General features: G+C 60.2%; 9 protein-coding genes and 1 pseudogene. 4 read left to right on the top strand and 6 right to left on the bottom strand.

Annotation, left to right across the window (positions count from 1 at the left end):
- Window positions 1-41 precede the first annotated feature (41 nt).
- From NHH73_15070 to NHH73_15080, 3 genes are all read left to right on the top strand, one after another.
- Window positions 42-1,532 carry a TolC family protein gene (locus NHH73_15070; GenBank protein USX29533.1) on the top strand — a complete coding sequence of 497 codons (1,491 nt, stop codon included), beginning with the start codon at window positions 42-44 and terminating at the stop codon, window positions 1,530-1,532.
- A gap of 98 nt (window positions 1,533-1,630) precedes the next feature.
- Entirely contained in the window at window positions 1,631-3,409 is a 1,779-nt protein-coding gene (locus NHH73_15075; GenBank protein USX29534.1) for a glycoside hydrolase family 9 protein, read from the top strand.
- A gap of 235 nt (window positions 3,410-3,644) precedes the next feature.
- On the top strand, window positions 3,645-4,541 hold the full coding sequence (locus NHH73_15080) for a lipid A deacylase LpxR family protein (protein USX29535.1): 897 nt from the start codon (window positions 3,645-3,647) through the stop codon (window positions 4,539-4,541).
- 15 nt (window positions 4,542-4,556) lie between these two features.
- On the opposite strand, the gene NHH73_15085 is transcribed toward NHH73_15080, so the two are convergent.
- The 4 genes from NHH73_15085 to NHH73_15100 all read right to left on the bottom strand — a co-directional run bounded on the left by NHH73_15085 (window position 4,557) and on the right by NHH73_15100 (window position 10,133).
- Window positions 4,557-6,689, bottom strand: a complete 2,133-nt coding sequence (locus NHH73_15085) for an ATP-binding protein (protein ID USX29536.1) — start codon at window positions 6,687-6,689, stop codon at window positions 4,557-4,559.
- Window positions 6,690-6,816: 127 nt separating this feature from the next.
- The gene (locus NHH73_15090) at window positions 6,817-8,142 is read right to left on the bottom strand and encodes an MFS transporter (protein ID USX29537.1); all 1,326 of its coding nucleotides are present in this window, start codon (window positions 8,140-8,142) and stop codon (window positions 6,817-6,819) included.
- A gap of 211 nt (window positions 8,143-8,353) precedes the next feature.
- Entirely contained in the window at window positions 8,354-8,788 is a 435-nt protein-coding gene (locus NHH73_15095) for a hypothetical protein (GenBank protein ID USX29538.1), read from the bottom strand.
- Between the two features lie 976 nt (window positions 8,789-9,764).
- The gene (locus NHH73_15100) at window positions 9,765-10,133 is read right to left on the bottom strand and encodes a hypothetical protein (protein ID USX29539.1); all 369 of its coding nucleotides are present in this window, start codon (window positions 10,131-10,133) and stop codon (window positions 9,765-9,767) included.
- Window positions 10,134-10,423: 290 nt separating this feature from the next.
- Between NHH73_15100 and NHH73_15105 the strand changes: the two are divergent.
- Window positions 10,424-11,354: pseudogene (locus NHH73_15105) on the top strand (IS5 family transposase).
- A gap of 166 nt (window positions 11,355-11,520) precedes the next feature.
- Here the strand turns inward: NHH73_15105 and NHH73_15110 are convergent.
- Entirely contained in the window at window positions 11,521-11,979 is a 459-nt protein-coding gene (locus NHH73_15110; GenBank protein USX29540.1) for a hypothetical protein, read from the bottom strand.
- 217 nt (window positions 11,980-12,196) lie between these two features.
- Entirely contained in the window at window positions 12,197-12,847 is a 651-nt protein-coding gene (locus tag NHH73_15115; protein ID USX29541.1) for a DUF1851 domain-containing protein, read from the bottom strand.
- Window positions 12,848-12,853: the final 6 nt, after the last annotated feature.

The raw sequence follows: 12,853 nt of genomic DNA on the forward strand, positions 1-12,853 counted from the left end.
GTGATATAGTCACCAAATCGTCACTCGTCGTGGAAAACCCCATGCTGCTCAAACGCTCTCTCCTGATCATTGTCGCCGCCGGTGCGGCCGGTTGCGCCGTCGGACCGGATTACACCCGTCCCGCCACGCCTTTGCCGGAGCGCTACCTTGGACAAGCTGCCGTCGAGCAGCGCCCGGCCGCCGCCAGCGCCGACCTCATCGCCTGGTGGGACGGCTTTGGCGATGCGCAGCTGACCCGCTACGTGACGCTGGCGCTTGCGCAGAACCTGGATCTGGCGCAGGCGGCGGCCCGGGTGGCCCAGGCGCGGGCCGGTGTCGGCGCGGCGAACGCGGCGCTGCTGCCGTCCGGCACCGTCAGCGCGCAAGGCGCGCGCGCCTACCAGTCGGTGGAAACACCGTTGGGGCGGGTCTTGAATTCGCAGCCGGATTTTGATCGTCACGGCAGCTCCTACGAGGCCAATCTGGGTGTGGGCTGGGAATTGGACGCGTTCGGCGGCCTGCGCCGGGGGCGCGAGGCGGCACTGGCCGACTATCAAGCCTCGGAGGCCGGCGCGGTCGCGACCCGTTTGGCGGTGGCGGCGCAAACCGCCGATATCTATATTGGTATCCGCGGCCTCCAAACCCGCCTCGACATCGCGCGCGGGCAGGTGAGGACGCAGCAGGAACTGCTGTCAACGCTCAACCTGCTATACGGCAAAGGATTGGCCGCCGAACTGCAGGTGCGGCAGGTCGAGGGCGCGCTGGCCCAGGTGCGCGCCTCGGTGCCGGTGCTCGAAGCGGCGCTGGACACGGCCATGAACGCGCTCGACGTGATGCTCGGCACGGCGCCGGGTACCCATCGGGAAGAGCTGGCGCAGCAGGGGGCGGCGACACCGGCCCCGATACCGGCCGCACCACGTATCGCGGCCGCCGGTTCGCCGGGCGACCTGCTGCGGCGCCGGCCCGATCTGATCGTGGCCGAGCGCCGCCTGGCGGCGTCGAACGCGCGCATTGGCGTTTCCATCGCCGAGTACTATCCCAAGCTGTCGTTGAGCGGATTGATCGGCAGCGCCACCTCTGTGTCCGGCGGCAACCTGTTCTCCAGCGGCGCCAGTCAGGCGGCTGGGGTGCTGGGCTTGCGCTGGCGCTTGTTCGACTTCGGCCGCATCAACGCCCAGATCGACTTGGCCAAGGGCCAGGAGGCCGAGTCCCTGGCCGCCTACCGCCTCGCCGTGCTGCGCGCCACCGAAGAGGTGGAGAACGCCTTTTCGGCGCTGGTCAAACGCGAGGACCAGGCCGGCGTGCTGGCGCAGGGCGTGGACTCGCTCGCCAAGGCCAGGGGCGCCTCTTTCGCGGCCTATCAGAAAGGCGTCGTCAGCCTGATCGAGGTGCTGCAAGCGGACGAAAACCTGCTGCGCGCCACCGATATGCGAGCCCAGGCGCGAACCGAGTCCGCCCGCGCGGCGGTGGCGGCCTTCAAGGCGCTCGGCGGCGGCTGGCAGGCGGAGCCAGCAGAACCAGCAGAACCAGCGAAGGCGGTCGCCGCCAGATAAGCCGGTTGGGCGCCTCACCGACGGGGCGCCCGTTTGACTTTTCCCTCAAAGCGCGAGACTATATTGTGAAAACGTTTTCACAATAAAGAGGAGCACAGTTGAGACCAGCCCCAATCCGCCTAGCCGCCGCGCGCGCAATCAACGCCATGATGGTATCGCTGTCGTTGTCTGCTGCCGCCGGCCACGTCCATGCGGCGCCCGCCGCATCGCCCGGCAACCTGGAGATCAAGCTCGACCAGATCGGTTATCTCCCCGGATCGGCCAAAGTCGCCGTGGTCCCGAACGTGGACGGCGCCGCCTTCACCGTCGTCAAGGCGGGCAGCGACACCGTGGTGATGCGCGGCACGCTGGGCGCGGCGGCGGCCTACGCGCCGGCCGCCGAGACCGTTCGCCTGGCCGACTTTAGCGCGCTGGCGACGCCGGGACGCTATCAGTTGCGTGTGGCCGGCGTGCCGGATTCGGCGCCGTTCACAGTCGGCGCCGATGTCTACCAGGCGCTCAACGCCGCCGCCATCAAGGCCTATTACCTCAACCGCGCCGGCATCGCCTTGCCCGAGAAGCATGCCGGGATCTTCTCCAGGAAGGCCGGCCATACGGACACCAACGTTCTGATCCATGAATCGGCCGCCAGCGCCGCGCGTCCGGCCGGCACCGTCATTTCCAGTCCCAAGGGCTGGTACGACGCCGGCGACTACAATAAATACATCGTCAACTCGGGCATCACCACTTATACATTGCTGGCGGCCTACGAAGACTTCCCGCAGTTTTACAAGACGCAGAACCTCAACATCCCCGAGAGCGGCAACGGCATTCCCGACCTCCTCAACGAGGTGTTGTGGAACCTGGACTGGATGCTCACCATGCAAGACCCGGCCGATGGCGGCGTCTACCACAAGCTGACCGACAAGTCGTTCGACGGCATGGTGATGCCCGACCAGGCCAGGCAGCAGCGCTACGTGGTGCAGAAGACCACCGCTGCCGCGCTCGACTTCGCCGCCGTCATGGCGACCGCCAGCCGGGTGCTGAAACCGTACGACGCCAAGCTGAACGGGATCTCGGCGCGCGCACTGGCCGCGTCCAAGGCCGCCTGGCAGTGGGCGCAGAAAAACCCGGCTGTCCCGTATCGCCAGCCCAAGGACATCCGCACCGGCGAGTACGGCGACGCCAACGTGAGCGACGAGTTCGGATGGGCGGCGGCCGAACTGTATATCACCACCGGCGAAGACGCCTATTACAAGGCGATGTCGGCGCCCGCGCTGAAGGCGACCATTCCCTCGTGGAGCGACGTCGGCGGGTTGGCCTGGATGTCGCTGGCGCGCCACCGCAAGCAGCTGACGCCAGCCGCCGACCAGGCGCTGATCGCCGCCAGGATCGACGGCCTGGCCGACGGTCTGGCCAAGGTGTGGAAGGACTCGGCCTACGGCATCACCATGCAAACCGGCGACTTTGTCTGGGGCAGCAGCGCGGTGGTGTTGAACCAGTCGATGATGCTGCTGCAAGGCTACCGCCTGAACGGCAAGCGCGAGTATCTGCAGGCGGCGCAGTCCGGATTGGACTATGTGCTTGGCCGCAACGCGGTCGGCACCTCCTTCGTCACCGGCTATGGTTCCCGGTCGGCGCAGCACCCGCATCACCGGCCGTCGGTGGCGGACGGCGTCGTCGCGCCCGTACCCGGCTTCCTGGTCGGCGGGCCTCAGCCGGGCCAGCAGGACAAGGGCGATTGCCCCGCGTCCTATCCGTCGGCGGTGCCGGCCAAGTCCTGGCTGGACCACGCCTGCTCCTACGCCAGCAATGAAATCGCCATCAACTGGAACGCGCCGCTGGTGTATGTGTCGGGGGCGATCCAGGTGTTGACGCCGGCGCCGGCGAAGCCGTAGCGGGCCGCCAGCGCGCATGTGGTGTGCGGTGGCGCACATACTGGGAAAATGCAAGGCGCGTACTACTTGTGTGGGATTCGATGGCGTGGGATTTCGATTATGATGGGCTTCGTTGCTAGTGTGTCATGCCCGGATAATGAAAATACGCCCAAACCCATTCCTGTTGTCGAGTCTTCTTCTCTGCTCCGTGCTTTCCTCCGCGCCGGTGAGCGCGGAGGAGGGCCATCTTTCCCTCATGGTGCAAAACGATGTGTTCGTCGGCAGCGATGGCGGCGGTTACACCAGTGGCATCACGCTGTCGCGCCTGCGCAGCGTGTCTCCCGGTGAGATGTCCATCGCGCCGCTGCCGGTGGTTGGAACGGTGGCGCCGTGGCTCGGCGTCGGTCCGGCTGCGCTGACCCGGTTTTCGCTCAGCCAGATCCTGGTGACGCCGCGCGATATCACCCGCAAGGAGCCCGATCCGTTCGACGCGCCTTATCTGGGCGCGCTGTGGCTGGGCGCGGGGCAGGTGTCGGTCGACGGCGACGTGGCGGACATGCTCGGCATGCGCCTCGGCGTCATCGGGCCGGCGGCCGGCGGGCGCCGCGCGCAAACGCTGATCCACCGCGTGATCGGCTCGGATCGTCCGGAAGGCTGGGATTCGCAGGGGCCGACGCGCCTGCTGCTTGGTGTGGAGCGCTACAGGGCGTGGCGCCTGGCTTCGGCCGGCGCCGACGACGGGCGGCCGCATGCGGACGCGATCGTGTCCGCCGGCGCCACCGCCGGCAACCTGCAGTCGTCGATCGGCGCCAGCGTTCTGCTGCGCTACGGCACTGGACTTCAACGCAACTTCCCCAGCGCCATCCACCAGGAAATACGCGGCGGCGATCCGGTTTTCCTGGGCAACGGCTGGTTCGTGTATGCGGGCTTGATCGGCGACAGGGTGTTTACGCACGCGGGGATCGGCAGGAACCACTATCCGGAAAACAATATCGCTGAACTGCGCCGTAACCAGACCGTGGCGCTGGCGGGCATCGCCTACGGCTTCAAGAGCGCGTCGGTATCGTTCTCGTTACAAGACGCCAGTCCGCTGATCACCTCCAACGGCAAGCGCGAACCCTACGGGTCGCTGACCTTGACTATACCGTGGTGATGCGGGCGCGTCGCGTCAGGCGGTCGTCTGGCGCAGCATCGTCAGCAGCTCGGTCAACACCACCGGCTTGAGCAAATGGTGGTCGAAGCCGGCGGCGCGCGAACGGGCGCGGTCTTCGGCGGCTCCCCAGCCGGTGAGCGCGGCGAGGGTGACGTTTTCCATGCCCGCGAGCTGGCGCATGGCGCGCGCCGTGGCGTAGCCGTCCATGCCGGGCATGCCGATGTCGAGCAGCACCACCTGCGGCTGGAACTCCCCGGCGATGGCCAGCGCGGCGGCGCCGTCGTAGGCGACGCGAGTGACATGGCCGTCACCTTCCAGTAAATCGCGCAAGGTGTCGGCGGCGTCGTGGTTGTCGTCGGTGATCAGAACGCGCAGCGGGGCTGCCGGGTTCCTTTGGCTTGTGGCCGGCGGCTGCGTTGCCGGTAGCGGCAGGTTGTCAATGGCGGCCAGCGGCAGCCGGATCGAAAACGTGCTGCCCAGGCCGATGCCGGGACTGGCCGCCTTGACAGTGCCGCCGTGCAATTCGAGCAGCTTGCGCACCAGCGAGAGTCCGATACCCAGTCCGCCTTTGGAGTGGCCGATGCTGCGGCCGACCTGGGTAAACATTTCGAAAACGCTGTCGATCGATTCGGGCGGGATGCCGATGCCATTGTCGGCCACGTCGATCATGAGCCCGCCGTCCGCCACGCGCGCCGAGATGGCGATGCGTCCGCCGTTCGGCGTGTACTTCGCCGCGTTCGACAACAGGTTGCTGAGCACTTGGCTGAGCCTGACGACATCGACATCGACAATGGCCGCCTCGGCGGGCAGGCTGATCGCCAGCGTATGGCCGGCCGCGTCGAGCAGCGGCTGGCTGGTCTCGACCGCCGAGGCGACCAGCGTCTTGAGCTCCGCGTGCTCCTTCTTCAGCACCAGCTTGCCGCTGGAGACGCGCGCGATGTCGAGCAGGTCGTTAATCAGATGCACCATGTGCGATACCTGGCGCTCCATCATCGCGCGCACGTTGGTCATGGCGACCGGATCGCCGCCGGCCAGTTTCATCAGTTCCAGGCCGTTGCGCACCGGCGCCAGCGGGTTGCGCAGCTCGTGGGCGAGGGTGGCCAGGAATTCGGATTTGTGGCGGTCGGCCTCGCGCAACGCCTCGGTCGAGCGAACCCGCTCGATGTGCGCCCAGCAGCGCTCCACCACGTCCTCCACCAGCGCCACCTCGTCGGCCGACCAGGCGCGCGGTTGTTGCTGGTGCACGGCCATCATCGCCACCAGCTTGCCGCCCTTGACCAGCGGACAGCAAATGATGGCCTTGATGCCGATCTGGTTGAACATCTCGTAGCCGTCCCCGGAGGCCACTTCGGTGTCGACGTTGTTGATCTGCAGGGTTTTGCCCACCCGCAGATTGCCGGTGGCGCGGCTGCCGAACAGGTCGAGCGAATACACGCCGACGGTGCTAAAGGCGCCCTCGACGGTCCAGTCGTGGCGGATCGTGAAGCGGTCGTTGTCGGCCTCCAGGTCGGCGTAGGCCACGCGGGTGACGTCCAGGTGCTGACCCAGCAGACGGGTCGTCTCAGCCATGATGGTCTTGGCATCGGCGGCGATGCTGGTGGCCTTGCCGATGGTGTCGAGCAGGCGCAGGCGCTCCTCGACGCGCTTCTTGCCTGTGGTCTCCGAGCAGACGCAGAAGACGCCGGCCACCGCGCCCGCCTCGTCGCGCACCGGGCTGACCGAGAACGTCGCGTACATCTGCTCCGGGTAGCCGTGGCGGTGCAGCAGGAAGGGCTGGTCCTCCGCGTAAGTGCAGGCGCCGGCCATGGCGCCATTCAACATCGGGCCGACCACGTGCCAGATGTCGCTCCAGACCTCGTTGAACGGCTTGCCCAATATTAACTCGGGCTGATCGCCGAGGCCGCCGAGGATGGGCCGGTAGGCGTCATTGAACAGGAAGTGCAGCCCCGGGCCCCAGGCGATGTACATCGGATGGCTGGAGCCGAGCATGATGCTGACCGTGGTGCGCAACGCTGGCGGCCAGGCCTCCAGCGGACCTAGTGGCGTCGCCGCCCAGTCGAACGAGCGCAGCAACTCTCCCATGGTCCCGCCCCCGGCGGCGAAGGCGATGCTGTGGGCGGGGTGGGGCGAGGACTGGTGAGGCGACATGGGCAAACGTTCCGGTGGCGGTGGCTGGTGGCGGGCTTGTTATGGACAAACCCATCCCGAAAGGCGAACGATAGCATTTCCTGTCGCCCGAAGAGGGGTTTGTACCGTGCCGTGCGCCCTTCCTGGCTCAAGTATTGAGCGGCCTTTCCTTGATGAACAGCGCGGTGACCAGACCGATGCCGCACAGCGCCATGACGTAGTACGCGGGCGCCAGCGGCTGGGTTTTCAGCATCAACGTCACCATGATAGGTGTCAGGCCGCCGAAGATCGCATACGCCACATTGTAGGAGAACGATAAGCCGGAAAAACGCACCGGCGCCGGGAAGGCCCGCACCATCGCGCTCGGCACCACGCCGACCACGCCGACGCTCAGCCCCAGCAGCGCGTACAGCGGCAGCAGCAACTGCGGCTGGGTCTTGAGCGTCGTATAGAAGACGTAAGTGCAAATGGCCAGCAGCACGGCGCCACCGATCAGCATGCGGCGCGCGCCGAAGCGGTCGGCCAGCACGCCGTAGATCACGCACCCGACAGCCAGCGACAAGGTCGCCACCGTGTTGGCGGGCAATGCGGTGCGGGCGTCGAAACCGTAGACCTTTTGCAGCAGCGCCGGGGTCATCAGGATAACGACGACGATGGCGGCCGACAGCATCCACGTCAGCAGCATCGACAGCGCGACCGCCCTGCGGTGCTCGCGCAGCACGGCCTTCAGCGGCATCTCGGCGGCCAGCGCCTTGCGTTGTTGCAGTTCGACAAAGACCGGCGTCTCGTGCAGCCAGCGCCGCAGATACATCGCGCCCAGGCCGAACACGCCGCCCAGCACGAACGGCAGGCGCCAGCCGTAGTCCAGCACCTCCGCCGGCGTGAACACGCTGTTGATGCCGGTGGCCACCAGCGAGCCGAGCAGGATGCCGAAGGTCAGGCCGGCGGTCAAGGTGCCGCAGGCGTAGCCTATGCGGCTAGCCGGCACGTGTTCCGACACGAACACCCACGCGCCCGGCACCTCGCCGCCGACGGCGGCGCCCTGGCACACGCGCAGGAACAGCAGCATCAGGGGAGCGGCCAGGCCGATGCTGGCGTAGGTCGGCAGCAGGCCGATCAGCAAGGTCGGCACCGCCATCAGCAGGATCGACAGGTTGAACATCTTCTTGCGCCCCAGCAGGTCGCCGAAGTGGGCCATGACCATACCGCCAAGAGGGCGCACCACGTAGCCGGCGGCGAAGATGCCGAAGGTCTGGAACAGCCGCAGCCAATCGGGCATCGTCGGCGGGAAGAACAGCGCGCCGATCGAGGTGGCGAAAAAGACGAAGATGATGAAGTCGTAGAATTCCAGCGCGCCGCCGAGCGCGGCCAGCGACAGGGTTTTGTAGTCCTGTCGGGTAAGCGGTCGTTCGGGGGCGCTTTGGCCTGATGCGGCCTTGGCGAGCGATGCTTTGTTGTTTTCTTTATTTTGCATAAGGTTTCGCCTCGTTGGTGTGTTCGATAGCCAGCTTTTCTTTACCTCGCGGTGACCGGCCGGGCAAAAGCATTATACAAAGAGAAAGTCGATCGTAGGGGTAGGGCGCATGCCCGAGGAGGCTATTTGCGGGTGTCGGCACACGTTTTTCCAGACCTGCTCCCGGCGCCGTTTTAAGGAGCAGGCCGCGTAGATTGGGGAGCATGTCTGGTCATCTTGTTGGCCACCGATGGCTGGCTAGGGTAACGCCCCAGCGACTCGCTCGTGATCGCGAGCTTGGTTCAGTCGTCCCTGATGACGCGCTTAAGAGACCTGATGCTTTGTAGGGAAGGAAGTTGTGAATGATTCTATCAAACCTTCTTTTTGCTACTGCTGTAACTGACAGATCATCTTTATTGTGTAGTCCCGTGGCCGATATTCCCAACATTGGGAAAAATAATATCCCGGCATACTCCAGTGGGGAATCGATTTTGCTCAGCTTGCTTAATGCCGTCGTATCGTGAAATATGTCAATATCATTGAGCATCAGCTCGATATTTGGGCGAAACGAAATTTCCAATATTTCAGAGCCGTCCATAGGAAAAATGAACTCAAATTTGGCATAGACAAGTTTAAGTTCATTTTTCAGAGTCTTGGTGCGGCGCATTGGCTCTCCCAATGTCTTTTCACATTCGATCTGTGACGTGGAAAATGACAGGCGCTCTGTCCCGATGTACGGTATAAGAATAACGGGTTTCATTATTTGCTCAGGTGACGTGGGAGGCTGCCGTACGTGTTTAACCGTTGGCTATAGCATTCGTGAAATTAGTGGTAACTGCGATTTTGAAATTGGAAGCCGATCCGACGAGCGCTAAAAACTTCCGCCAACATCCAGGTGTAAGACTTCTACGTCGCCGAGCTGCTCCAACAGAACTCGTTGTTCAACCGTCGAGCGGTCGAAAACTGCAGAGAGCGCAATCACTCGACGAAATTATTTTGCTGAGGATCGTAGACTACTATTCCTCTTATTTCCCGCAGAAAATCCATTAGATAAATTATCTGATTGGTATAGTGCTGCTCGTCATCATTGCCAAAAACCATTCTAATCCTGCGATTAATTATGGAGCGATCTGATGAGTTGAAAGATTTTGTCCGTTCCTGAATTTCTAACGAATCGGCTTCAACCGCATCACCTTCTTCGTAGCTAACCCGAGCAAGCCAATTGTCCCATTTCAGGACTAATGTCTCGTTTTTGCGAATGGCAACTTCTCCCGCTGCAACGAAAAATTTTCATTCTTGAGATGGTTTTTTAAATCCTTTGCAAGGGATTCAATTGAGGACCTCCGGCGCCTCATTGGTTAATAATCCATATAGCGCAAATGTCACAATTATTCCCCCCCAGGAGAAGCTGTCTGATTATAAAAAATTGGTTATTCTGCGGAAAAAGAGTGCGTTCTAGTAATTCTAGAGATACCATACTAATGGATTTACCCGCGCCGATCGGGTCCAAGGTCGTGTTGCTCTGCCAGCCCAGCTAAGTCGGCCGCACCGCCGGCGATGTCCAGCTTTAACAATCTCCAGCTTTAAGTCCATGTCCGCTTTGGCCGAAACCGCCGGGCATTTTGCTGTGTTCAGTGTCAGAGTTACTGATTAGGAATGCCAGAGCCGCCGTCTGCAAGGCTTATCTGCCACTTTTCCATATCTTTATACTCGAACTCGATTTCATAGTCAAAATCCTTATCTATCGTCAAAAGTAGTAGAGCAGGATTCTTTCCCATCTCCGCCAATAATTCCAGAGATATTTTGTTCATCTCATCGAAAAACTCATCTTGCATAAGTGCGCTGACGATAAATACATCAGATGAGGTTGTATAAGACGAGCAAGATTCATACATTTGTTCTTCAGCATGAAATCTGAAGAAAGCACGTTCGAACTCAGGCTCCAGTTCTTGTACCTCCTCGATGAACCGTTTAGCTAGAGCGATAATCAAATCTGTTTCACGTTCTTTCATTTTCCTGCCTTTCTAGTATAAACTTGGCCTGCTTCATTTAAAAATTTCTTGGCGAAAGAGTTGACAACTTACCCTGCTTGGTTGACCACCTCGTATTTTACGTCGACACTCCCGGGTCGGCCTGCGCTATCAAAATCCCCTAATACGTGACTGAAGTTCACTGTATCGCCTTGCTGGGTGAACCTGGCATAATCGTTTTCTAAGGAAGCACTGATTTATTCATCGGCCGCCGTTCCGTGCAGCAGGCCGACCTGAGACAATAACGGCATCCCCACTGTCCGCCATCGACCATGCAAAAGAGCTTTTCCGACCTCGAATACGCCGCCAAGAAGAAGTTGACGCGGCGCGACCGCGTCCTTGCTGAGATCGACAGCGTGACGCCATGGGGCAAGCTGCATCAAGCCGTCGAGCCGTTCTATCCGAAGGTCGAAGGCGCCGGTCGGCCACCGATAGGACTCGCTCATGTTGCGCATGTACGTGGCCCAGCAGTGCTTTGGTTTGTCGGACGAAGGCATTGAAGATGCGATCTACGACAGCCAATCCATTCGCGCTTTTGTCGGCATGATCTGGGCCGCGAGTCGGCGCCGGACGCGACGACCTTGCTGAAGTTCCGCTACTTGCTTGAAGCCAAAGGGCTCACACGCGGATGCGCGAAGGCACCATCGTCGACGCCACCCTGATCGCCGCGCCGCCGTCGACAAAAACAAGGACGGCGAGCGCGATCCCGAAATGCACCAGTCTAAGAAAGGCAATGACTGGCACTTCGGCATGAAGGCCCACGTCGGCGTGGATGCTGCTTCGGGCTTGGTACACACGGTCATCGGCACGGCGGGAAATGTCGCCGACGTGACGCACGCGCACGCGCTGCTGCACGGCGACGAGAGCGCTGCGGTCGGTGACGCCAGCTACCAGGGTGTGGAAAAGCGGCCGGAGAACGTCGGCAAATCGGTGACGTGGCACGTGGCCATGAAACGCTCCAAACGCAAGGCGCTGCCCAAGAATAAATTGGGACGAATTACCGAGAAGCTGGTTCATCTGAAGGCCAGTGTTCGCGCAAAAGTCGAGCATCCGTTCCATGTCATCAAGAACCTGTTCCGTCATCGTAAAACGCGATCGCGGCCTGGGCAGAACACTGCACAGCTCTTTACATTGTTCGCCTTGGCCAATCTGGTGCTCGCCGGCAGGCGCTTTAAGATCACTGAATCGCGCAGTCCGTCCTGATTAGCGGAAGGCGCCAAGCATCACACCAAATCGGCCGAAAACGCGCTTATTCGACTCGCAATTCGAGCATTTCGCGCGCCGATCAGGCTCAGAAAGCTAATTGATCAGCGTTTCCCTAGAATCAGGACAGATTCAAATAGGGATAGCGACGACGCAGTCTAAGATATCATTTCTCCTCTAAGTGATCAATGTTCAGCTGGCGAGGTTTTATATCTGCCATGATTATTTTTCGCAATAACCCCATTTTCTTTCTTAATGATAGGGCCCGCATTGCAAATATGGGAGAAAACTGCAGATTTTCGATCCTTGTATGATTGATTATGACCGGCGTGTTGAAATAAATATTTTTTGGATCTTCGAGAGAGAGGTTCCATTTTCCATTGAAAGTCTCTCTGACGATTTCCCCGACATACCGTGAAAATGTCACTATCCAACCCTGCTTTTCATCTTCACTGCAATTCTCCGTCACTTGGAAAAAAAGTTTCTCTAAATTTTCCAAACACTCCATATCGACGGCGAGCGGAATATCTCTTTTTCCAGCCTCTGAATCGACAGCTTCAAGTTGGTCATCCATGATCAACAGAAAATCATCAAATTTCTCCTTGGCTTCATCTTTGCCAAACATCTTGCACTCCTAGACTGGGATTGGAAGCGGGCCCGATTAGCATTAATTGTCCGCTAACCATATGCGTACTCCGCAGCAGTCAGAACTTCTCCACAATCACTGCCCGCAGATGCAATCAAATCTATTTTTCTTCCAAATGATCGATCTCGAACGGCCTTGGGCTCGACCTGCGACATCACCGCCTACGTAACAGACCAGGTTCGCTGATGAATCTAGATCAGGAGACCTGCCCGCCGACGTCGATAGGAATGATTTCTATTTCCCCCAGTTGTTCGAGCAACAAGAGATGTTCATGCATCTTGACCTTTACAAGATTTTCCAGGCGAGGCATACCACCTATGCACAATGCTGGTTCAAAGCTATACATTTCATCCGCTTTTAATTTCCCAAGCTTTTTTACGGCCTTTTTAAATAAAGGTCTTTCGTTTTCGTCTTCGAAATCGAGACCTTCGGGATCCTGATCGCTAAAAAATGACGCAATCGCAGAATCCGGGCGAGTTAGTAATCTTTTGTCATCTGGATACGAGTACATGGTGGCGTCCAGTGGGGTTACGGTGATGGTCTGGCCACTTTTTTCACCCCACAGAAATAGTTCACCGAAAGCAGTGCGAGCAACAGTGTGATAGGAATCACGATCTTCTGCACCTGATCCCGCGAGCCATTCTTCGACAATTGGCTCGAACTCCGCTGGATTAACTATCCAAAACAGCCCGTCCTTATAGCCCCCCCAACCATAATTTTTCCAATATTCCAATAAGCGTGCTGGCAGTTTACCTTTGTACTTCTCAATGTCGCTAGCCTGCGGTTGCTCTGGGTCTTGGACTGCTGCGCCAAAGGTTTTTAAGAAATAATCAAAATCTTCATCCATCCCTAA

The sequence above is a fragment of the Oxalobacteraceae bacterium OTU3CINTB1 genome, assembly GCA_024123955.1.
GTDB lineage: Bacteria > Pseudomonadota > Gammaproteobacteria > Burkholderiales > Burkholderiaceae_D > Rugamonas.